At 72.1% G+C, this 20,359-nt stretch carries 22 protein-coding genes; 7 read left to right on the plus strand and 15 right to left on the minus strand.

Annotation, left to right across the window (positions count from 1 at the left end; all coding sequences use genetic code 11):
• Nucleotides 1-3: 3 nt before the first annotated feature.
• The 4 genes from Cba03nite_RS29090 to Cba03nite_RS29105 form a co-directional block, all read right to left on the minus strand.
• Complete coding sequence (locus Cba03nite_RS29090) at nucleotides 4-1,152, minus strand: pilus assembly protein TadG-related protein (protein ID WP_203752883.1); 1,149 nt, start codon at nucleotides 1,150-1,152, stop codon at nucleotides 4-6.
• Nucleotides 1,140-1,544 carry a TadE/TadG family type IV pilus assembly protein gene (locus tag Cba03nite_RS29095; RefSeq protein ID WP_203752887.1) on the minus strand — a complete coding sequence of 135 codons (405 nt, stop codon included), beginning with the start codon at nucleotides 1,542-1,544 and terminating at the stop codon, nucleotides 1,140-1,142. Before Cba03nite_RS29095 ends, Cba03nite_RS29090 begins: the two co-directional genes overlap by 13 nt.
• A gap of 28 nt (nucleotides 1,545-1,572) precedes the next feature.
• Nucleotides 1,573-1,764, minus strand: a complete 192-nt coding sequence (locus Cba03nite_RS29100; RefSeq protein ID WP_203752890.1) for a Flp family type IVb pilin — start codon at nucleotides 1,762-1,764, stop codon at nucleotides 1,573-1,575.
• Nucleotides 1,765-2,154: 390 nt separating this feature from the next.
• A complete protein-coding gene (locus Cba03nite_RS29105; RefSeq protein ID WP_203752892.1) occupies nucleotides 2,155-2,916 on the minus strand; it encodes a prepilin peptidase in 762 nt (253 codons plus the stop codon).
• 54 nt (nucleotides 2,917-2,970) lie between these two features.
• On the opposite strand from Cba03nite_RS29105, the gene Cba03nite_RS29110 reads away from it, so the two are divergent.
• The 3 genes from Cba03nite_RS29110 to Cba03nite_RS29120 all read left to right on the plus strand — a co-directional run bounded on the left by Cba03nite_RS29110 (nucleotide 2,971) and on the right by Cba03nite_RS29120 (nucleotide 5,718).
• Nucleotides 2,971-3,453 carry an LppU/SCO3897 family protein gene (locus tag Cba03nite_RS29110; protein WP_203752894.1) on the plus strand — a complete coding sequence of 161 codons (483 nt, stop codon included), beginning with the start codon at nucleotides 2,971-2,973 and terminating at the stop codon, nucleotides 3,451-3,453.
• Between the two features lie 10 nt (nucleotides 3,454-3,463).
• Nucleotides 3,464-3,985: a DoxX family protein gene (locus Cba03nite_RS29115; RefSeq protein ID WP_203752896.1), complete on the plus strand. Its 522-nt coding sequence runs from the start codon at nucleotides 3,464-3,466 to the stop codon at nucleotides 3,983-3,985.
• Between the two features lie 308 nt (nucleotides 3,986-4,293).
• Complete coding sequence (locus Cba03nite_RS29120) at nucleotides 4,294-5,718, plus strand: glycosyltransferase 87 family protein (RefSeq protein WP_203752898.1); 1,425 nt, start codon at nucleotides 4,294-4,296, stop codon at nucleotides 5,716-5,718.
• Nucleotides 5,719-5,818: 100 nt separating this feature from the next.
• Here the strand turns inward: Cba03nite_RS29120 and Cba03nite_RS29125 are convergent, their stop codons facing one another.
• The 3 genes from Cba03nite_RS29125 to moaCB all read right to left on the minus strand — a co-directional run bounded on the left by Cba03nite_RS29125 (nucleotide 5,819) and on the right by moaCB (nucleotide 8,542).
• Nucleotides 5,819-6,241: a molybdenum cofactor biosynthesis protein MoaE gene (locus tag Cba03nite_RS29125; RefSeq protein WP_203752901.1), complete on the minus strand. Its 423-nt coding sequence runs from the start codon at nucleotides 6,239-6,241 to the stop codon at nucleotides 5,819-5,821.
• Nucleotides 6,238-7,425 (minus strand): molybdopterin molybdotransferase MoeA, encoded by a 1,188-nt coding sequence (locus Cba03nite_RS29130; RefSeq protein WP_239126077.1) that lies wholly within the window; start codon nucleotides 7,423-7,425, stop codon nucleotides 6,238-6,240. Before Cba03nite_RS29130 ends, Cba03nite_RS29125 begins: the two co-directional genes overlap by 4 nt.
• 118 nt (nucleotides 7,426-7,543) lie before the next feature.
• Nucleotides 7,544-8,542 (minus strand): bifunctional molybdenum cofactor biosynthesis protein MoaC/MoaB, encoded by a 999-nt coding sequence (gene moaCB / locus Cba03nite_RS29135; RefSeq protein ID WP_275411626.1) that lies wholly within the window; start codon nucleotides 8,540-8,542, stop codon nucleotides 7,544-7,546.
• A 301-nt stretch (nucleotides 8,543-8,843) separates the two neighbouring features.
• Between moaCB and Cba03nite_RS29140 the strand changes: the two genes are divergently transcribed.
• Together Cba03nite_RS29140 and Cba03nite_RS29145 are read left to right on the plus strand one after the other, a co-directional pair.
• Nucleotides 8,844-11,393 carry a putative bifunctional diguanylate cyclase/phosphodiesterase gene (locus Cba03nite_RS29140; RefSeq protein ID WP_203752907.1) on the plus strand — a complete coding sequence of 850 codons (2,550 nt, stop codon included), beginning with the start codon at nucleotides 8,844-8,846 and terminating at the stop codon, nucleotides 11,391-11,393.
• 41 nt (nucleotides 11,394-11,434) lie between these two features.
• Entirely contained in the window at nucleotides 11,435-12,841 is a 1,407-nt protein-coding gene (locus Cba03nite_RS29145) for a glycosyltransferase 87 family protein (protein WP_239126086.1), read from the plus strand.
• Nucleotides 12,842-13,089: 248 nt separating this feature from the next.
• On the opposite strand, the gene crcB (Cba03nite_RS29150) is transcribed toward Cba03nite_RS29145, so the two are convergent.
• The 4 genes from crcB (Cba03nite_RS29150) to dnaB are packed head-to-tail and all read right to left on the minus strand — an operon-like array spanning nucleotide 13,090 to nucleotide 15,565.
• Nucleotides 13,090-13,452 carry a fluoride efflux transporter CrcB gene (gene crcB / locus Cba03nite_RS29150; RefSeq protein WP_203752910.1) on the minus strand — a complete coding sequence of 121 codons (363 nt, stop codon included), beginning with the start codon at nucleotides 13,450-13,452 and terminating at the stop codon, nucleotides 13,090-13,092.
• Nucleotides 13,449-13,772, minus strand: coding sequence for a DUF190 domain-containing protein (locus Cba03nite_RS29155; RefSeq protein ID WP_203752913.1), 324 nt, complete (start codon nucleotides 13,770-13,772; stop codon nucleotides 13,449-13,451). Before Cba03nite_RS29155 ends, crcB (Cba03nite_RS29150) begins: the two co-directional genes overlap by 4 nt.
• Entirely contained in the window at nucleotides 13,754-14,146 is a 393-nt protein-coding gene (crcB, locus tag Cba03nite_RS29160; RefSeq protein WP_203752916.1) for a fluoride efflux transporter CrcB, read from the minus strand. Before crcB (Cba03nite_RS29160) ends, Cba03nite_RS29155 begins: the two co-directional genes overlap by 19 nt.
• 36 nt (nucleotides 14,147-14,182) lie before the next feature.
• A complete protein-coding gene (gene dnaB, locus Cba03nite_RS29165) occupies nucleotides 14,183-15,565 on the minus strand; it encodes a replicative DNA helicase (RefSeq protein ID WP_239126087.1) in 1,383 nt (460 codons plus the stop codon).
• A gap of 345 nt (nucleotides 15,566-15,910) precedes the next feature.
• Between dnaB and Cba03nite_RS29170 the strand changes: the two genes are divergently transcribed.
• Together Cba03nite_RS29170 and Cba03nite_RS29175 are read left to right on the plus strand one after the other, a co-directional pair.
• The gene (locus Cba03nite_RS29170; protein WP_203752923.1) at nucleotides 15,911-16,540 is read left to right on the plus strand and encodes a hypothetical protein; all 630 of its coding nucleotides are present in this window, start codon (nucleotides 15,911-15,913) and stop codon (nucleotides 16,538-16,540) included.
• Between the two features lie 177 nt (nucleotides 16,541-16,717).
• On the plus strand, nucleotides 16,718-18,166 hold the full coding sequence (locus tag Cba03nite_RS29175) for a vWA domain-containing protein (RefSeq protein WP_203752925.1): 1,449 nt from the start codon (nucleotides 16,718-16,720) through the stop codon (nucleotides 18,164-18,166).
• 200 nt (nucleotides 18,167-18,366) lie between these two features.
• Here Cba03nite_RS29175 and rplI read toward each other — a convergent pair whose 3' ends face one another.
• The 4 genes from rplI to rpsF form a co-directional block, all read right to left on the minus strand.
• On the minus strand, nucleotides 18,367-18,816 hold the full coding sequence (gene rplI, locus Cba03nite_RS29180; RefSeq protein WP_203752927.1) for a 50S ribosomal protein L9: 450 nt from the start codon (nucleotides 18,814-18,816) through the stop codon (nucleotides 18,367-18,369).
• A gap of 14 nt (nucleotides 18,817-18,830) precedes the next feature.
• Nucleotides 18,831-19,070: a 30S ribosomal protein S18 gene (gene rpsR, locus Cba03nite_RS29185; protein WP_120317647.1), complete on the minus strand. Its 240-nt coding sequence runs from the start codon at nucleotides 19,068-19,070 to the stop codon at nucleotides 18,831-18,833.
• A 59-nt stretch (nucleotides 19,071-19,129) separates the two neighbouring features.
• Entirely contained in the window at nucleotides 19,130-19,648 is a 519-nt protein-coding gene (locus Cba03nite_RS29190; protein WP_203752929.1) for a single-stranded DNA-binding protein, read from the minus strand.
• Between the two features lie 99 nt (nucleotides 19,649-19,747).
• The gene (gene rpsF / locus Cba03nite_RS29195; protein WP_120317645.1) at nucleotides 19,748-20,038 is read right to left on the minus strand and encodes a 30S ribosomal protein S6; all 291 of its coding nucleotides are present in this window, start codon (nucleotides 20,036-20,038) and stop codon (nucleotides 19,748-19,750) included.
• Nucleotides 20,039-20,359 lie beyond the last annotated feature (321 nt).

The following is a 20,359-nucleotide window of genomic DNA, read 5'->3' on the forward strand; positions in this document are numbered from 1 at the left end:
CGGTCAGCCGATGGTCTTGATGACGGTCGCGCCGTAGTTCGTCGTGCTGCTGAACCCGCCGCTCCACGGCAGGAGGGCATTGGTGAAGTAGCCGAAGACACACACGTCGCCCGACGGGCACAGCGACTTGGCCGACTTCGAGGTCAGGGTCGAGTCGGCGTCCTTGACGCCGGGGAACAGGTTGCCCCAGCCGGTGATCACGAAGGCGGCGAAGCCCTCGAGCCGGTAGACGCCCTTGCTTCCGGTGCCCGTGGCCTCGTTGTAGATCGGCACGATGATCGGGGTGCGGTTCGTCCGCGCCGCCACGAACACGGCCTCGCAGGACTTGACCACGTCGTTGCCGGGATCGACGTCGTACATCCCGGCCGACGAGATGAGCGTCTGGCACGTCGCCGCGTCCGGGGTGTCGGTCCAGCCGAAGTCGCCGGGCAGGTCGGCGCCGGACTTCTTCTTCTCGCACGGATCCGCCGGTCCGCCGCCCTTGCCGCCACCGGGCGACTTGGTCCTGAGGACGACCTCGTAGGAGCCGGCCGGGACGGCCGGGGGCGCGGGTGCGAGGTTGCCGCCGCTGCCGGTGGCGTCGTTCCACTCCGTGAGGCAGAAGGTGAGCGCGACGCCGACACCGGGCGAGCCCCAGCCCACCCGGGAGCAGGCACCCACGGTGGTGCCGCTGTAGCCGTCGACCAGCGTCTGCGCGAAGGACGCCGGGTAGATGTAGTCGCCGCCGTTCGTCTCGGTCTTGGTGCGCACCTCGACGTACGTGGCGCCGGCCGGAATCGTGCCGATGCAGTCGGCGAGGCTGCCGCCCGGGACGGACGAGCAGGGCGCCAGCCGGCTGTCCGAGCCGCAGACCCGCACGATCGCCGAGTCGCCGTCCCGCGCGTTGCGGTCGGCGTAGCCGGGCACCGTGCTCGCCGCGGCGAGGCACTCGTTGCCGCGGGTCACGTCGCCGCGCTGGGCGCAGTCGAGGGCGACGGCCATCGCCGCCGCGTCCGCGCCGGACTGCAGTTCCTCGCGCTCGGCGTAGAGCTGGCCGATGTCGACGACCAGGGCGGTCATCCCCAGCAGCACGCCGCCGGCGAGCAGGATGGCGACGATGGTGGCGACCGCGCCGGCATCTCTGCGGCGGCCCCGGATCCTCAGGCGCGACACGGCATGACTCCCTTGCCCGTGATGGTGATGTCGTCGCCGAAGGAGGCCCCGCCGAACATGCTGGCGATGCCGCCGACCGGCGTGATCCATTCGAAGGTGTACGTGACGACCACCGTGGCGTCCGAGCCCGCGGTCGGGCTCGCCGGGCAGAACGTGCTCGCGCCGGTGTCGACGGTGTACTCGGTGTTGACCTTGTTGACGCGCGTCTGCGCCGCGCCGGCCACCGAACTGATGGTGGCGGCCCGGGCACCTTCCCGGGCCGCCTCCGTGACGCTGATCTGAGCGTTCAGCATCCGGCCGAAGTCGATGATGCCGAGCACGAGCAGCAGGAGCAGCGGGAGAACGAACGCCATCTCCACTGCGGCCGCCCCGCGGTCGGCTCTCTCATTCATCACGAGACCTCAGCGATTCAGGACTCGATCAGCAGGTGCCCGCGTCGGCGACACAGTCCGAGGCGTCCTGGAACATGGCGGCCAGGTTGTCGCCGAGGGTCACGACGACCACCACGATGACCATGGCGATCAGGGCGACCATCAGGCCGTACTCGACGGCGGTGGCGCCGCGGTCACGGTTCGCCCAGGCGGCCTGAGCCTTGGTGATGAGCTTGAGCATGTGCAAAGCACCCCCAGCAACGGCCGAACCGCATCAGGCGGCCGGTCCACGACAGATGACGACCGAGCGGCCGCCAGGAGGCAGCCTGCCCAGTCAGCCACAACCCGTCACTCCGTTGTCACGGCACGGTCACGCCGCGATCGAGGCGGGCCCAGGATGCTTTCAGTTGAACACTCAACGTGATCGGCGCGTATCGGGTCCACCCGACGGTGACGTACGCCCTGTGACGCGCCTGGGACGTTCGGCCGATGCCATAGGGCTTCGGCAAGGGTCAAATCGGGCAGGCTGTCCGCGGCCGGGACGACGGCCCGGGCACCGCCGTTGTCGCGGACACCCGCCTGTCGTCTAGCCGACAGAGTTCGGGATCATCACCCCTGCGGGTGACCCGGCTCACCCGGCCGCGGGCAGCAGCAACCCCACCACGACCAGCGCGAGCAGCGCCCCGGCCAGCAGCGACGGGCCCATCGGCAGCGAACCACGCCAGCCGACCCGGCGCAGCGCCAGCAGCACCACCGCGACGAGGCCGTTCAGCAGCACCGCGAGCAGCGCCCCGAACACCACGAGCGGCCAGCCGAACCAGCCCAGCGGCATGCCCAGCACCCCGGCCAGCTTGGCGTCGCCGAGCCCGAGCTGCCCGCCGGTCAGCAGCGACATCAGCCCGAACACGCCGAGCAGCGCCGCCCCGGCGCCCAGCGCGCGGCCGTACGCCGCCCAGCCGCCCCCGGTCGCGGCCGCCAGGGCCAGCAGCGCCGCGACGGCCACCGCCAGCCGCCACACGATCGGGTCGGGCAGCCGCCGCACGGCGAGGTCGATCGCGGTCAGCAGCACCCCGGCCACGCTCAGCAGCAGCGCGGCGGCCAGCACCCAGCCCTGCCCGGACAGCGCCGCCGCGGTGAGCCCCGCCGACACCGCCCCCACGGGCACCGTCCACCATGGACTCGGCCCCAGGCGTACCCCACAGGAGACGCACCGGGCGGAGAACCGCAGCCAGCCGGCCGGCCCGGCGGGCAGCGGAGCTTCGCACGAGGCGCAGCCGGCCCGGGCGGGCTCGCCCCACGGCACCGACAGGCGGTACGCCACCAGCGGGGTCAGCGCGCCGAAGATGGCACCCACGGCGGGTGACAACATCGTGACGGAGGAGTCGAGGGACATGGCGCGCACGGTACCTTGGCTGGCACCCCGATCTCGTCCCCGCGGAGCACGGTTTTGCACACCCCCGACGACCGCCCCCCTGCCGACCCCCTGGAGCAGAAGACCGAGCTGCTGCCCATCGTCCAGGCCCCACCCCGGCCCCGGATGGGCGGACGCGGACCCGCCGTCATCGGCATCGGCCTGCTCGCCGCCTCACTCGTGATCTTCGCCGGTGTGCTGATCGCGCTGAAGCTGGTGCCCAACCCGTTCGCCGAGGAGGCGCCGCCGATCCCGGTGACCACGGCGTCGCCGTCCGGGCCGCCGCGTACGGCACGGTTCGCGCAGCCCGGCGACTGCGTCGCCAACCACGGCACCGAGCAGGACCCGGACCTGGTGCTCACCGAGTGCGCGCCGGGTGCGCTGGAGGTGCTGGCCCGGTTCGACGCGACCAACGACACCGGCGAGTGCACCGGCGTGCAGGGCTACCGCTACCACTACTTCTACGACAGCGAGCTGACGGGTTTGGATTTCGTCCTTTGCATGGGGGAACGTCCTTGATAATGGCGGTATGAGACCAGTACGGGGGGTCGCTCGCGCCCTGCTCGGAGGACTGTTCGTCGCCGCCGGTGCGAAGGCGCTTATGAAACCCGACCGGTACGCCGTGCAGGCCGAGCCCCTCGCGGAGCAGGTCGCGCCGCTGCTGGAGTCCGTCGACCCGCGGCTGCCCACCGAGCCGCGCACCCTCGTCCGGGTGAACGCGGGAGTGCAGGTGATCGCCGGGGCGATGCTGGCCACGGGCACCGCGCCGCGCCCCGCCGCGGCCGTGCTGGCCGGCACGCTCATCCCCGCCACGATCGTGGGCCATCCGTTCTGGCAGATCCAGAATCCGGCCGTGCGCAACAACGAGATGGTGCACTTCGCCAAGAACCTGGGCCTGCTGGCCGGTCTGCTGCTGGCCGCGGCCGACACCGCCGGCTCGCCGAGCCTGGGCTGGCGGGCCAACCGGGCCATCCATGACGCGCAGAAGTCCGCCCACAAGTCCATCCGCAAGGCGCAGCAGAAGGCATCGACTCAGCTCCATCTGGGCTGAGCGGTCGCGCATAAGTACACCGTCACCGGGTACCTCCAGGCAGAGCCTTCCGCGAGCCCGTTTCTTCGTTCCGGTCGGTGCCGTTGCGACATACGGAGAGTGGTGTTCGCCCAGCGTGGCGGGCTGGTGTGACGCCAATCACGCTATCTTCGCAGGCTGCGTTAACCAGCTAGAAATGTCGCAAAGGCGTGTGGGATCGGACACGGTCGGGTAACACGGGAGGTACTGGAGTGGTGCGCCGTTCTAGGCTGCTCGGCAGACACGAACGGGATACCGAAACCCCGAACCTTGAAGGAGGTGGCGACGCCATGCCGGCACTCGGCGTGCGCCGTCTGCCCCGCCTGTCGCAGAGCCACCGCATTGTCCGTGAGCTGAGATCCCTGAACTGGGATCGTCGCACCTTCGTCCGGTTCGGCATCGTCGCCGCCGTCTGCTACGTCGCCTGGGTGACCGAGCAGAACTTCGGACGGTGGTACGACTTCTTCGACATGAAGATCTATCACGGCGCGGTGGTGTGGTGGAGCGGCGGCGGAGAGCTGTACGAGTACATCGCACCTGACACGACGCTCGGGTTCACCTACCCGCCCTTCGCCGCGTTGCTGATGCTGCCCATGGCCGCGCTCACCCCGTCCGCCGCAGGGCTGTTCAACCTCCTGTTCGGGCTGACCGCGCTCGGCTTCGTGCTGACCGCGCTGCTGGTGCCGGTGGCCGACCGGTGCGGCTGGCCGCGCTGGATGACGGTCGCCGTCGCGCTGCCGCTGTTCGCCGCGATCGAGCCGGTGCGCGAGACGCTCGGCTTCGGGCAGGTCAACCTGCTCCTCTTCGCACTGATCATGGCGGACATGGTGGCGCTGCGCCGGGGCTGGCGCTGGGCCGGCGTGGGCATCGGCATCGCCACCGCGATCAAGCTGACGCCCGCCCTGTTCATCGTGTACTTCCTGGTCAGCCGGCAGTGGCGGGCCGCGCTCACCGCGGTCGGCGCGACGCTGGCCGCCTGGGCCGCGGCCTACGTGATCGTGCCGCACGAGTCCACCGCCTACTTCGGCAGCGTGCTCTGGCAGACCGAGCGCGTCGGCGCCGCCGACATGACCCCGAACCAGTCGCTGGCGGGCCTGCTGTCCCGGCTGTACGACACCACGACCGCGCCCAGCCTGCTGTGGATCGCGTTCACGCTGGTGCTGCTCGCGGTCGGGCTGACCCGCGCCGCCGCGGCACACGCCGAGGGCGACGAGCTGATCGCGTTCACCCTGGTCGGCCTCACCGCGAACGTGGTCAGCCCGATCTCGTGGACGCACCACCTGGTCTGGGTCGTGCCGGCCGTCATCGCGCTGGGCGACCAGGCGCTGCGCCGCCGCGCGGCCGGCCGCGGCCTGGCCGCCCGGGGCAGGTCCACCCCGGGCCTGCGCGAGCCGATCTGGTTCCCGGCCCTGGTCGGCACCCGGCACGGCGGCGCGGCGGTGGCCCTCTACCTGCTGTTCCTGATCTCGCCGATCTGGCCGTACGAGCACCAGCTGCCGGGCGTCTCGCACTACGCCGACGGCCTGTTCGGCATGCTGGCCGAGAACTCGCTCGCGATCGCCCTGATCGCCCTGGTCGCGGCGCTGCCGTCGCGGCCCGGCGCGGAGCCCGCGTTCGGCAACCTCACCACGGCCCGCATCCCGCTGGCCCGCCCCGCCGCCGCGGCCCCGCGCCGCGACACCCCAACCCCGGTCGCCGCGAACGCCGACCACTGACCTCCGCCGCGGGCTCGGCCCCGCAACTTCAGGGAAACTGCTGTCATCGGGTACGCCGAGACAGCAGTTTCCCTGTTTCTGCGGCCATCCGCAGGAGCGCTCAGGGGCAGTTGACCCACTCGTCGGTGCCGTCGGAGAAGACCTGGTGCTTCCAGATGGGGAGGCGTTCCTTGACGCGGTCGACCAGGCGGGCGCACACGGTGAAGGCGGCGGCGCGGTGCGCGGTGGAGACCGCGCAGGCCAGTGCCACGTCGCCGATGGCCAGCGGGCCGTAGCGGTGGGAGACCGCGACGGCGTACACGTCCGGATCGCCCGCCAGCTCGGCCGCGACCTCCCGCAGCACCTCGGCCGCGTTCGGGTGCGCCTCGTAGGTGAGGGCGTCCACGGAACGGCCGTGGTCGTGGTCGCGGACCACCCCGGCGAAGCTCACCACCGCGCCCGCGCGGGGGTCGGCGACGGCGCGCTCGTGCGCCGCCACGTCCAGCGGCTCGACGGTCACCTCGGCCAGCACGACGCGGTTCACGGCACCTCCACCAGCTCGACGGCGTCCCCGGCGCGGCCGGTGGCGCCCGGCGGGATGACGGCGAACCCCCGCGCGCCCGCCAGGCCGCGCAGCATCGCCGAGCCCACGTGCGAAACGGGCCGGGCCAGGCCGTCCACCGGATCGACGCGGACCAGGGCCAGATGCGTGAAGTCACCGCGCCCCGGCACCGGCTCGCCGAGGGTGACCCGCGGCAGCACCGGCTCGGGTCGCCCGGTCAGCCCCGCGAGCAGCGGGATCACCAGCGACACCAGGGCGACCACGGCCGACTGCGGGTTGCCGGGCAGCCCCGCCACGAACCGGGTACGCCCGCCGTGCGGTACGGCAGCGACCAGCATCGGGAAGCCGGGGCGCACGGCGACGGTGTTGACCACGTACTGCGCGCCGAGTTCGGCCAGGGCCGGGTGCAGGTGGTCGACCGGTCCGTGCATGGTGCCGCCGGTGGTGCAGATCAGGTCGGCGCCGCCGTCGAGGGCGGCCCGCAGCGCCGCCACGTGCGCGCCGAGCGTGTCCTGGATCGGGGCGACCGGGTTCTCGCAGGTCACCCCGAGCCGGCGCAGGTAGGCCGGGATGGACGGCCCGAGCGAGTCGCGGATGCGCCCGTCGGCGGGCGGCCCGGCGGTCAGCAGCTCGTCACCGAAGATCAGCATGGCCGCCCGGGGCGCGGGCCGGACCTGCAGCGCGTCCAGCCCGCACGAGGCGGCCAGCCCGATCACGCCCGGCGTGACCGGCGTGCCGACCGGCAGCAGCGGCTCGCCCGCGTGGGCCTCCTCGCCGGGCACCCGCCACTCGCGCTCGCTCTTTGGGGTGCCGTCGACCAGGTCGCCGCTGCGGGTGGCGTGCTCGACGCGCAGGATCGCCTCGGTGCCCTCGGGCACCATCGCACCGGTGGCGATCTCGACACCGGTGCCGTCTGCGGCCAGCGGAGCGGGCACGCTGCCCGCCAGCACCTGCCCGTGCACCCGCCACGGCCCCCGGCCGCGCAGCGCGAAGCCGTCCACGCTCGCGGTGGGGAAGGCGGGCAGGTCGGTGACCGGCGCCAGCGGGGCGGCCAGGGTCAGCCCGTCCGCGTCGGCGAGCGGCACGGCGACCGGCGGGAGCTGCGCCCGCCAGCCGGCCGCGTGCACCGTGCGCCGCGCGGACGCCCAGTCCTCAGGTGCGCTCACGCGTCCTCCTCGAAGCTATCGGCGGCGGCTCGGTGGCGGCGGTCCGCTGCCCCGCCGGGGCGGTGACGAGCCCGGCGCGGCCGCGGTGCGCCTCCGGCGCCCCCCTCAAGGTTCGACCCTAGTCGTGGCTGTTTCCACCCGATGACGCCGGATGGTCCCCGCCGCGCAGTTGGTCGACGGCGTGCGGGAGCACCTTCGCGAGCACGGCCAGGCCGTCGCGTACGCCGCCGGTGGAGCCGGGCAGGTTGACGATGAGGGTGCGCCCGGCCACGCCCACCACGCCGCGGGACAGCGCGGCCAGGGGAGTGGCCCCGGCGGAGCGCACCGCGTCGGCGATGCCGGGCACCTCGTAGTCGAGCAGTGACCTGGTCACGTCGGGGGTGCGGTCGGTCGGGCTGATGCCGGTGCCGCCGGTGGTGACGATCGCGTCCGGCCGCTCGGCCAGCGCGTCGCGCAGCGCCCGCCGCACGGGCTCACCGTCGGGCACCACGACGACGTCGGCCACCTCGCAGCCGAATTCGCGCAGGCCGGCGGCGAGCAGCGGGCCGCCGGTGTCGGCGTACACCCCGGTGGCGGCGCGGGTCGACGCGACGATGACGCGGACCTTGGGCGCGCCGCTGTTTGGCCGCGGCTTCTCCTGGGAAATCGCGGTCATGGCTCCGCGCTCCCAGAGGCCGGTCTTGCCGCCCTCCTTGCGCAGCACCCGCACGTCCTGGATGGACGCCGCGGGATCCACCGCCTTGATCATGTCGATGAGCGCGAGCCCGGCCGCCGCGACGCAGGTCAGCGCCTCCATCTCGACGCCGGTGCGGTCGGCGGTGCGCACGGTCGCCGTCATCTCCACGCCGTCGGCAGTGACGGTCAGGTCCACGGCGACGCCATGGATGGCGATGGGGTGGCACAGCGGAACGAGTTCCGGGGTGCGCTTGGCGGCCATGATGCCGGCGAGGCGGGCCACTCCGAGCGCGTCGCCCTTCGGCACGCCCTCGCCGAGCAGCAGGTCCAGGACCTCACGCGTGGTGACCACGCGTCCCGCGGCCACCGCTGTACGCAGCGTGATCTCTTTGCCCGCCACATCGACCATCCGGGCTTGCCCGCGTTCGTCCACATGCGTCAGGTGAGGTGAGGTAGGAGCTGTTCCTTCTGTCACGACATGAGCCTAGTTGCTTCGCGGGAGACGATGGGAGGCGAACACAGCGCGTAGGCGATCCACCACCAACTGTGATAAATCGCCTTGAATATTTGAAATGTGAATGCATCCCTAGAATTCGACCGTCAAGAAACTACGCTCTGCAGCAGAGCTTGACAAGCAGCGGGCGAGACGGAGGACTGGCAGATGCGAACCCACGACTGGCACTGAGAATCGCTTAGGCTGTTGGCGACTCACGACCATCTGTCTCTGACGGAAGAGGTCCGACGTGGCCGCCCAGACCGCACCCTCGCAGCAGACCGATCGGCAGCTCCGGCTGCTCGTCGGTCTAGTTGCGTTCGTGGCCCTCGGGGTCCTGGTCGCCGCCCTCGTCGGCGTGGCCTACACGGAGTTCGGCTCCGGCCTCGCGGTGCGGGTCGGCGCCCTGGCGCTGATCATCGCGATCGCCGGCGTGACCTACGTCCGCGTCCGGATCCGGTCCACCAACCACGACATCTCCTGGACCGACTCGGCGATGCTGGTCGCCGTGGTGATGCTGCCCCTGCCGTGGGCCGTGCTGGCCACCGCCGTGGCCGTCACCATCGCCAAGTCGATCCACAAGCTGCGCGGCATCAAGTTCGTCTTCGGCGTGGCCAAGGAGTCGATCACCTGCGGGATCGCCGGGCTGATCCTCACCGCCGCCGGGGGAGTCACCGACAAGCCGCTGGACAGCCTCGGCCCGCTGGCGCTCGCGTACGCCGGGCTCGTCCTGGCCGACGACCTGATCGCGATCCCGGTGCTCGCGCTGGCCACCGGCACCAGCGTCAAGGACCGGTTCCTCTCGAACCTCGACCTGACCTGGGGCTCGGCGTTCGTGCGCTTCGCCGTCGCGGTGCTCGCCCTGGCGGTGCTGGCCGAGGAGCCCGGCCTGCTGGTGGCGATCCCGCTGATCGTGCTGAGCCTCCAGCTGACCTACCGCGGCAAGCTGCGCGCCCGCGCGGAGCGGCTGGCCTGGCAGCAGCTGGCCGAGGCGACCGACGCCATGAACGTGGTGCAGATGGAGACGGTGCTGCACACCGCGGTCCGCAACGGGGCGCGGCTGTTCTCCGCCGAGACGGTCGAGATCGACGTATCCCTGGACGGCGCGCAGCAGCTGGTCCGCGGCACGCATCAGGAGATCACCTACCACGGCGCGCCCGACGAGGCCGCCGTGGACGCGCGCACCACGGCGGTCGTGCCGCTGATCGGTGAGCCGGACGGCGAGCGCGTCGGCGAGCTGCGGCTGTGCTTCCACGTGCCGGTCGCGCTGTCCGAGCGGGAGCAGTTCACGCTGCGGGCGTTCGCCGGGGCGCTGTGCACCGCGATCCGCAACGCGACGTCGTACGCCCAGCTGGAGCAGCTGGCCGGGCAGCATCAGCACGACGCCACCCACGACCTGCTCACCGGCCTGCCCAACCGGCGCCGGCTCCAGCTGGAGGCCGAGGACGCGCTCGACCGGCGGCAGCGCGGCCGGGGTGTCACCGCGCTGCTGGTGCTGGACCTCAACCACTTCAAGGACGTCAACGACGCGCTCGGCCACACCGCCGGTGACCAGGTCCTCATCACCGTGGCCCGCCGCCTGGAAGCGGCCGCGGGGCCCGAGGCCCTGGTGACCCGGCTCGGCGGCGACGAGTTCGCGGTCCTCTACCGCGGCCTGCCCGCCCCCGCGCTGGCCCTGCACCGCGCGGAGAACCTGCTGTCCGTCCTGCACGAGCCGGTCGACGTCGACGGCATGCCACTGGTCGTCAGCGCGGGCGCGGGCGTGTCCGTCGCCCCGTCCCGGGGCGGCTTCGTCGAGCTGCTGCGCCGCGCCGACATCGCCATGTACCAGGCCAAGCGCACCGGCCGCGCGGTCGCGGTGTACGCCCGCGAGGACGACACCGCCGACCGCGGCCGCCTCGTCGTCGGCGGCATGCTGCCCCGCGCGGTCGCCGAGAAGGAGTTCACCCTCCAGTTCCAGCCCATCGTCGACCTCGCCGGGGGCGAGGTGATCGGCGCCGAGGCGCTGGCCCGCTGGCAGCACCCCGACAAGGGCATGGTCGACCCGCGCAGCTTCCTTGAACCCATCGAGCGCTCCGGGCTGCTCACCGCGTTCACCGACGCGGTGCTCGACCAGGCGCTGGCCGGGGCCGCCCGCTGGCGCGAGCTGGGCTGCCGGTGGCCGGTCGCGGTCAACATCTCCCCGCGCAGCCTGCTCGACCGCCGCCTGCCCGCCCTGGTCACCCGCCGCCTGGACGACCACGGCCTGCCCGGCGACGCCCTGGTGCTGGAGCTGACCGAGTCGCACACCGTCAGCCAGCTGGACATCGTGGACAAGGTGCTGGCCGAGCTGATGGAGCTGGGCTGCGCGATCGCCCTCGACGACTTCGGCACCGGCTACTCCTCCCTGTCCGTGCTGCCCCGGGTGCCCGCCACCGAGCTGAAGATCGACCGCTCGTTCGTCATGCAGATGGAGAACACCCCCAGCTCCGCCGCGGTCGTCCGGTCCACCGTCGAGCTGGGCCGCCACCTCGACCTGCTCGTCGTCGCGGAGGGCGTGGAGCGCGACAGCCAGCGCCGCCTGCTGTGGGATCTGGGCTGCACGGCCGGGCAGGGGCACCTGTTCGCCAAGCCGATGCCGCTGGCCGAGATCCTCGACCTGGTCCGCGCGGGCGACGGCACGGTCCGGCTGGCCGAGCCGCTGCACGACCCCAAGGCCGTGGTGCGCCTGCCCGCCAAGCGCGGCTCCGGCCGCGGCGCCCGCCAGTCCGGGCCCACGGGTGCCGCCGGCGGCGGGCGGGTGTCAGACTCCACGGCGTGAGCCGACCCGCCGACACCACCCAGGACGCACCCTCGTCTGACGTGCCGCGCCCCGGTGCGGCCGGCCGGCTCTGGCGCCGCGTCGACGGCGCCGCGGGCGGCCTGGCCGCCGATCTCGGCCTGTACGCGCTGTCGGCCCTGTTCGCCTGGTCCACCGCGAGCGGCTCCACCCTCGCCTCGCACCGCGCCTGGGGCGCCGTCGCCGTCTGGGGCTACCTCGCCGCCACCGTCCTCACCCTGGCCCTCCTCGCCCTCCGTCTCCGCCCCGCCCCACCCCACCCCGCCCCACCCCACGCCGCCGCGCCCCGCGCCGCCCGCCAAGATCGTTCGACTTGCCTGGCACATGGGCGAAAGTGCGCGCAAGATACGCCCGATTGCCAGGCAAGTCGAACGATCACGGACGGGTCCGGCGGGTCCGGCGGGGTCGGGGCCGTCGCCGGGGTGGCCGGCCGGGCGTGGACGACCGCGGGGGTATGGGTCGCGGTGGCGGTGGTGCCGCTGGTCGTGCAGGCGGTGCAGCGGGCCGGCGGGGCGCTCGGGCGGGCGCAGGAGGAGGTGCTCGTCGTCGAGGAGTCGGCGCGGCGGCTGCTCGACTCCGGCACGCCGTACCTCGGGCGCGACGGGATCGCCGCGCTGCCGGAGCCGCTGCTCGGGTACACGCCGTACCAGCCGGGCATGGCGGTGTTCGGGCTGCCCCGGGCGTTGTTCGGCACGGCCTGGTGGACCGACGCGCGAGTGTGGTTCGCGATGGCGACCGCCGCGGCCCTGCTGCTCGCCGCGCGGCTCCTGCGCGACGGCACCCCGTCCCGCGACGCGCTGCTGGTACGCGCCGTGCAGGCCGCCACCGTGCTGCCGCTGTGCGCGCTCACCCTCGCCACCGGCGGCGACGACCTGCCCGTGCTCGCGCTGTGCCTGCTCGCCTTCGCGCTCGCCGCGCGCGCCCGCTTCGGCTGGTCCGGGATCGCCATGGGCGCCGCCGCCGCGATGAAGCTGCTGGCCTGGCCGGTCGCGCTGGTCCTCGGGGCGTACGCCGTGGTCCGCCGCTCCGGCGGCCGTTACGCCGCGGGCGCCGCCGGGCTGCCCGTGCTGGCCCTGATCCCGGCCCTGCTGGCGGACAGCGCCGCGTTCGTGGAGAACGTGATCCGCTTCCCGACCGGCCACGGCCTGGTCACCAGCCCCGCCGCCTCACCGCTGCTCGGCTGGCTGATCGCCCGGCACGTGCCCGGCGGGCGCACCGTTGCGCTGCTCCTGCTGCTGCTCGCGGGCCTGGCCATCGGCCTCTGGCTGCTGCGCCGCCCGCCCCACGACGCCGGCGCCGCCGCCCTCATCAGCGCCACCGGCCTGCTCACCGCCATCGTCCTCATGCCCTCCACCCGCTTCGGCTACCTCCTCTACCCGGTGGCCTTCGCCCTCTGGGCCCTCCCCCTCCGCCCACCCCCTCCGCGTTGATCATGAACTTATGGACGTGTTCGACGGCGTGTCACCACCCTGCCACCGTGATCACCGCAGCACGCCGCGCCGACCGCGCGGGCCGGACGAGCCGCGCGGGCCGGACGAGCCGCGCGGGCCGGACGAACCGCGCGGGCCGGACGAACCGCGCGGGCCGGGCGAGGCGCGCGAGGACCGCTGGCCGGGCGAGGCTCGCGAGCGGAGCGGGGCGCGAGGGAAGCGGCGGGCAGGCGACGGGCCCGGGGTGATCAGGAAGCGAGCAGGTAGCCGGCTGCGGCGGCGCCCAGTCCGAGGGTGGCGCTGACCGCGACGTTGAGGACGGCGAGGCCCGCCGCACCGGTCTCGGCCAGGCGGAGAGTCTCGTAGCCGAAGGTCGAGTACGTGGTGAGCGCGCCGCAGAAGCCGGTGCCCAGCAGGAACATCAGCGACCCGGGCACCGCCCCGGCGACCGTACCCCCAGCCAGCAGGCCCAGCACGAACGAGCCCGCCACGTTCACGACCAGGGTCCCCCACGGGAACACCGAGTCGTGCCGGGACTGCACCGCCCGGTCGGCGAGGTAGCGCAGCGGCGCCCCCACCGCCGCGCCGAGCGCCACCAGCAGCACCGTCACCGGATCACCTCAACCGGGTCCAGCATGACCAGCCCTTCCAGGCCCAGCTCGGCGAGCTGCGGCAGGAACGCGCGGATGCGCTCCTCCGCGTCCACGATGAGCACCATCATCGGCAGCTCCTCGGCCAGCGACAGCAGCCGGTCGGTATGGATGCGCGAGTGCGTGCCGAAGCCCTCGACCCCGCGCAGCACCGTGGCCCCGGCCAGCCCGGCCGCGTGCGCCCGGTGCACGAGTTCGGTGTACATCGGCCGGTGCCGCCACCGGTCGTCCTCGCCGACCAGGACCGTCAGCCGCAGGCCCTTCACCGCCGCACCAGCCACCGGGTCACCACCGTTCCGCAGTACACCGCCGCCAGCGCCGCCGGCACCGTGCCCACCAGGTACGCCACCGCGACCGCGGGCGCACCGGAATCGATCAACCGCACGATGTCGACGGTATAGGTGGAGAAGGTGGTAAACCCGCCAAGCACGCCGGTGCCCAGAAACGGCCGCAGCAGCCGGTGCCCCGGCCACACCTCGTTGACCAGCACCATCAGCACGCCGATGAGCGCGCAGCCGGTCACGTTGACCCAGAAGATCCCCCACGGGAACCCGGTGGGGGAGCCCGGCACCGCCAGGCTCACCGCGTAGCGGCCCAGCGCGCCCAGCACCCCGCCCGCGGAGATCACCGCGAGCACGTCCCACTGCCGGCGCATGACGCCGAACCTATCGGTCCCCGTATCCCGGCCCGGTCACAGGGCCATGTCGACGAAGCGGGAGAAGTGCAGCTGCGCGGCGACGGTGATGGTGTCCGTCGGGCCGTTACGGTGCTTGGCCACGATGAAGTCCGCCTCGCCCGCGCGCGGCGACTCCTTGTCGTAGTAGTCGTCGCGGTGCAGCAGGATCACGACGTCGGCGTCCTGCTCGATCGAGCCGGACTCACGCAGGTCGGACAGCTGCGGCCGCTTGTCGGTGCGCTGCTCGGGACCACGGTTCAGCTGGCTGACCGCGATCACCGGGCACTCGACCTCCTTGGCCAGCAGCTTGAGGCCACGGGACAGCTCGGAGACCTCCTGCTGGCGGCTCTCCGTCTTCTTCGGCGAGCTCATCAGCTGGAGGTAGTCGACCACGATGAGCTTCAGGTCGTGGCGCTGCTTGAGCCGCCGGGCCTTGGCGCGGATCTCCATCAGGTTCATGTTGGGCGTGTCGTCGACGAAGACCGGCGCCTCGGAGATCTCGCCCATGCAGCGGGCGAGCTTGGTCCAGTCGTCGTCGGACAGCTGGCCGGAGCGCAGCACGTGCAGCGGCACGCGGGCCTCGGCGGACAGCAACCGCATCACGATCTCGGTCTTCGACATTTCCAGCGAGAAGATGGCACTGGCCATGTTGGCCCGAACCGCAGCGTGACGGGCAAAATCCATTGACGCCGTTGACTTTCCAAGACCGGGTCGGCCAGCGACGATGATGAGCTGCCCCGGCTGTAGGCCGCTGAGCAGGCGGTCCAGGTCGCTGAAGCCGGTGGGCACGCCGCGCATGCTGCCGTCGGCGGCGCCGACCGCCTCGATCTCGTCCAGCGTCGGCTGGATCATGTCGGCCAGGATGGCGAAGTCCTCACTGGCGCGGCGCTCGGTCACGTCGTAGATGGCCTGCTGGGCCATGTCGACGACGTCGTCCACGTCGCGGCCGGATCCGGCGGCCGAGCCGTAGCCGAGCTGCACGATCTTCGTGCCGGCCTCGACCAGGCGGCGCAGCACGGCGCGCTCGCCGACGATACGGGCGTAGTAGGAGGCGTTGGCCGCGGTCGGCACCGCGGAGATGAGGGTGTGCAGGTACGGCGCGCCACCGATGCGGCCCAGGTCGCCGGCGCTCTCCAGGGTCGCCGCGACGGTGATGGCGTCGGCGGGCTCGCCGCGGCCGTAGAGGCCGAGGATCGCCTCGAAGACGGTGGAGTGCGTGGGCTTGTAGAAGTCGTTCGCGCGCAGGATCTCGACCACGTCCGCGATCGCGTCCTTCGAGAGCATCATGCCGCCGAGCACGCACTGCTCGGCAGCGACGTCCTGCGGCGGGGTCTTCTCGAACGGCACCTGCTCGGCGGCCGGGGTCGCCGGTTGGACAGCGGTGAACTGTCCTCGCACGCCGTCACCGACTGACGTCACGGCGCCACCCCCCTCACGAACCGATTCGATTGACCCTAGGCGCGGGGTGAACGCTGCACAAACACCCGCGTGGACAGGGTTGGGGGCAACCTGTGGACAACCCGGTACAGGCTGTGGGGGACCCTGTGCACAGGGTGTGGACAACCCAACCCCACAGCCTGTGGATAAACCTCTGACCTGCTGTTTCGCGATGCACAGGGTGTGCACAGAAGAATCTTGCCAAGATTTTCCGACGGCGTGGCGTACGTCATAAGATCGCTACTTGCCTATTCTCGCCGGTTCGGGGGATTGCCCGCGATATCGGTCTCCGCCACGCTCCCATCCGTGGGATATCCGGATTGGCCGGCGACTGGTGACGGCCGGGGAACGCCCCAGCACACGCCCAACACCCGGGCGGGCGGCTGGCCGCACCCGGCGGACCCCGCCGTGCCCCGCCAGCGCTCCGCCGCCGACCGCTACGGCGTGCCCGACGACTACGGCACCCCCGCCGACGCCGGGTTCCACACGTACGTCAGCAGCGACAGCCACGACGGCTACGACGACCGCTGGCCCGACAACCTCGCCGACCACCATCCGCAGGAGAGCTACGCCGGCCTGCCCGTGCCGTACGACGAGCCGGGCCGCGGCGACCGTGACTACGGTGCGGCACTGCTGTGGGCGGCGGGCTTCTACGCCGTGCCGCTGCTGGTCCTGATCGTCCGGGCGCTGGTGCTGTCGGGCGAGCCGGACGCCGCCTGCGTGGCCGCCGGGCTCGGCGGCTGCGACTCGGCGCGTTCGGCCGCGCTGGCCGACCTCATCAGCGGCTCCCCGCGCTGGGCGCTGGCGCTGGCCGGCGCGCTCGGCATGGCGGCGGTGCTGCGCTGGGCCAGCGACACCTGGCGCGCGGCGACCATCGGCTTCTGCGCCGCGGTCGTCGCCGGTGCGGGTACGACGGTGCTGCTCAGCATCATCTGACCGGTCTCCCGGCCGGGGTCGCCACATCACGGCTGATGCACGGATCGGTCACGTTTGATTCCGCTTTCGTCTCAGCTGTGCCACGGATGCGGTAAACGATCATCATCTTGCGTCCCATGAAGACCAGTCCCGTCCCGGGCCGCCCCGGCGGCGCGGACGGCTTCACGGGAGGTCCTGATGAGACTCAGCATTCCCGCGGTGGCACTCAGCGCCGTGCTCGCGCTCACCGCCTGCGGTTCGAGCGACCGCGGCGAGCCCACCGCCCCGGCCGGTGACAACGGGTTCAGCCAGAACGAGGGCCGCCCGCAGCGTCCCGAGCGTGACGACCTGTCCACCTTCGCCCTCGACATCGACACCGCGTCGTACGGCTACGCGGCCGGCCGCATCAACGACGGGCGCCGGCCCGACCCGGACACGGTCCGCCCCGAGGAGTTCGTGAACTCCTTCGACCAGCACTACCCCCAGCCGCGCGGTGACGGCTTCGCGGTGCACGTCGACGGCGCGCGGCTGCCCGCCTCGCACGAGGCGCCGGGCGACACCCGCCTGCTGCGCGTCGGCCTGCAGACCCGGGCCGAGGAGAACGAGCAGCGCCGCGACGCCGCGCTGACCTTCGTCATCGACGTGTCCGGCTCCATGGACGACCCGGACCGGCTCGGCCTCGTCCAGGACGCGCTGCACTACCTCGTGGACCAGCTGCGCCCGACCGACGCGGTGGCGATCGTGACGTTCAACGACCGGGCCAAGGTGGTACGCGAGATGACCCGGGTGTCGGAGAAGGCGGCGCTGCGCGAAGCGATCGACTCGCTGCGCGCCGGTGGCAGCACCAACCTGGGCGACGGCCTGGTCACCGGGTACGAGGTGGCGCGGGACGGGTTCCGCAAGGGTGCCAGCAACCGGGTCATCCTGCTCTCCGACGGTCTCGCCAACACGGGCACCACCGACGCCGACCGCATGCTGCGCCAGGTCCGCGAGGAGGCGGACAAGGAGATCGCGCTGCTGGGCGTGGGCGTCGGCAGCGACTACGGCGACGCGCTGATGGAGCGGCTGGCCGACCGCGGCGACGGGTTCGTCGTGTACGTCTCCGAGCGGCGACAGGCGCGCGACATCTTCGTCCGGCGTCTTCCCGCCACCCTGTCCCTGCGCGCGCTGGACGCCAAGGCACAGGTGCAGTTCGACCCGAAGACCGTGGCGTCCTACCAGCTCATCGGGTACGAGAACCGCCAGGTCGAGGACAGCGACTTCCGCAACGACCGGGTCGACGGCGGCGAGATCGGTCCCGGGCACTCGGTGACCGCGCTCTACCTGGTGCGGCTCAAGCCCGAGGCGAGCGGCCGGGTCGCCGAGGTGCGGGTGCGCTGGCTGGACCCGAAGACCCGCCAGGCGTCCGAGACGTACGAGTCGATCGCCGCGGCCGACCTGTCCGGCGACTTCGCCGCGGCCGACCCCCGGCTGCGCGTCTGCTACGCCGCCGCCTTCTTCGCCGTGTCACTGCGCGGCGGCGACGGTGCCCGCGACGTGAACCTCCCCGACCTCGCCCGCATCGCCGACGACGCCGCAGCCCGCCTCGACGACCGCCAAACCGACGACCTAGCCGACCTGATCCACAAAGCCACCCGCCTGACCTGACCCGCCCCGCGCCCACTGCACCAAGATCACGTCGATCTTGCACGAAGTGTTAGGGATTTGACCGGTTCGCCCGTGTCGCACCCACAGTTCGCGCAAGATCGGCGCGGCGGGGGGGTGGCGCGGGGGGGGTGGGGTGGGGTGGGGTGGAAAGGCCGAGGCCCCCGGGTCGCTGCAGCGGTCCGGGGGCCTCGGGCTTGGTGTTACTTGGCGGCGACCACGTTCAGGTTGAACTTGGCGGTCACGTCGGGGTGCAGCTTGATCTGCACCGTGTAACCACCCGTCGACTTGATGTGGGCCGGCAGCTCGATCTTGCGCTTGTCGAGCACGGGACCGCCGGCGGTCTTGACCGCGTCGGCGACCTCGTTCGGGGTGACCGAGCCGAACAGGCGGCCGCCCTGGCCGGCACGCGCCGTCAGGGTGACCTTCAGGCCCTCGAGCTGCGCCTTGATCTCGTTGGCGTGGCCCAGGTCCCGGACCTCACGGGCCGCGCGGGCCCGCTTGATCGAGGAGACCTGCTTCTCGGCACCCTTGGTCCACAGGATCGCGAAACCCTGGGGCAGCAGGTAGTTACGGCCGAAGCCGTCCTTCACCTCAACGATGTCACCGGGGCCGCCGAGGCCGGACACCTCGTGGGTCAGAATGATCTTCATCAGGTGTCCTCCTCTCAGCGACCGGTGGTGGTGTACGGCAGGAGCGCCATCTCGCGCGCGTTCTTCACCGCGCGCGCGATCTGCCGCTGCTGCTGCGTGGTCACGCCGGTCACCCGCCGAGCGCGGATCTTGCCGCGGTCGGAGATGAACTTGCGCAGCAGCGCGGTGTCCTTGTAGTCGATGTAGGTGATCCCCTCCTTGTCGAGCGGGTTCACCTTCTTCTTGGGCTTGCGCAGGGCCGCAGCCTTCGCCATGATCCTCTACCTCAGTTTTTGTCCACTGACGGGACGGCCTGCCGGCCGCCGTGCATCCGTCAGAACGGTGGCTCGTCGTCGAAGTTGCCACCCGAACCGCCGGCCGGAGCCGCCGTGGCCCACGGGTCGTCGGCGGCGTAACCGCCACCGCCACCCGAGTTGCCACCGCCGCCACCACCGGAGCTGGCGCCGAAACCGCCGCCCCCACCGGAACGAGTCATCCGCTGCACCTTCGCCGTGGCGTTACGGAGCGAGGGGCCGATCTCGTCGACCTCGAGCTCGTAGACGGTGCGCTTCTCACCCTCGCGCGTCTCGTACGAGCGCTGGCGCAGCCGGCCCGAGACGATGACGCGGGTGCCCCGGGTCAGCGACTCGGCGACGTTCTCCGCGGCCTGGCGCCACACCGAGCAGTTCAGGAACAGCGTCTCGCCGTCCTTCCACTCGTTGGTCGCGCGGTCCAGGGTGCGCGGCGTCGACGCGACGCTGAACTTCGCCACGGCCGCACCCGACGGGGTGAAGCGCAGCTCCGGGTCACCGGTCAGGTTGCCGATGACCGTGATGGTGGTTTCTCCAGCCATGACCTTCTCCTCGAATCACATTTGTTCTGCCGCAAAGGTTCCCACAGGGATGCGACAGCACACGTGAAGCGGTCCGAGTTGCGGATTACCGCGGGAAGCTCAGCGAACTTCCGGACGGATGACCTTGGTGCGCAGCACGGACTCGTTGAGTCGCAGCTGCCGGTCCAGCTCGGCCACGGCCGCAGGCGTGGCCTGCAGGTCGATGACGGCGTAGATCCCCTCGGCCTTCTTGTTGATCTCGAAGGAGAGCCGGCGGCGGCCCCACACGTCGAGCTTCTCGACCGAGCCACCCGACGTACGGATCACGTTGAGGTACGTGTCGAGCGACGGGGCGACGGTGCGCTCCTCGAGACTGGGGTCGAGGATCACCATGACTTCGTAGTGACGCAAGACGTACTCACCTCCTATGGGCTGACGGCTACGGACTGTCCGTAGCAGGAGGTCTGCGTCGTCCGTGCGAATGCCGCGGGATAGGCCCGCGGCACACGGAACCCGGTTATGTTACCTGCTCCTCCGCGTGGACCCGGCGTCGCGGTCCTCGATGGCGTGGTGTGCCCGCCCACAGTCGGCATGCGGACACAGCACGGCGGGGTCACCGTTTCCGGTGACCCCGCCTGTGAGGAGGACCGCGGGACGCTCTGTCCGACTGCTGGGTGGGACCTGGGGAGGAACGACCACACCGACGATGTTGGAGAGAAGCGCCCCGCGGAG

Origin of the sequence: Catellatospora bangladeshensis, from assembly GCF_016862575.1 — a bacterium.
GTDB lineage: Bacteria > Actinomycetota > Actinomycetes > Mycobacteriales > Micromonosporaceae > Catellatospora > Catellatospora bangladeshensis.

What these genes read in the sequence shown, in the direction of transcription:
- Cba03nite_RS29190 (WP_203752929.1), bottom strand. Translation starts at nt 19,648, where the DNA reads ATGGCTGGAGAAACCACCATCACGGTCATCGGCAACCTGACCGGTGAC.
- Cba03nite_RS29175 (WP_203752925.1), top strand. Translation starts at nt 16,718, where the DNA reads ATGAGACTCAGCATTCCCGCGGTGGCACTCAGCGCCGTGCTCGCGCTC.
- rplI (WP_203752927.1), bottom strand. Translation starts at nt 18,816, where the DNA reads ATGAAGATCATTCTGACCCACGAGGTGTCCGGCCTCGGCGGCCCCGGT.
- crcB (WP_203752916.1), bottom strand. Translation starts at nt 14,146, where the DNA reads ATGCGCCGGCAGTGGGACGTGCTCGCGGTGATCTCCGCGGGCGGGGTG.
- Cba03nite_RS29105 (WP_203752892.1), bottom strand. Translation starts at nt 2,916, where the DNA reads ATGTCCCTCGACTCCTCCGTCACGATGTTGTCACCCGCCGTGGGTGCC.
- rpsR (WP_120317647.1), bottom strand. Translation starts at nt 19,070, where the DNA reads ATGGCGAAGGCTGCGGCCCTGCGCAAGCCCAAGAAGAAGGTGAACCCG.
- Cba03nite_RS29095 (WP_203752887.1), bottom strand. Translation starts at nt 1,544, where the DNA reads ATGAATGAGAGAGCCGACCGCGGGGCGGCCGCAGTGGAGATGGCGTTC.
- Cba03nite_RS29115 (WP_203752896.1), top strand. Translation starts at nt 3,464, where the DNA reads ATGAGACCAGTACGGGGGGTCGCTCGCGCCCTGCTCGGAGGACTGTTC.
- Cba03nite_RS29100 (WP_203752890.1), bottom strand. Translation starts at nt 1,764, where the DNA reads ATGCTCAAGCTCATCACCAAGGCTCAGGCCGCCTGGGCGAACCGTGAC.
- Cba03nite_RS29120 (WP_203752898.1), top strand. Translation starts at nt 4,294, where the DNA reads ATGCCGGCACTCGGCGTGCGCCGTCTGCCCCGCCTGTCGCAGAGCCAC.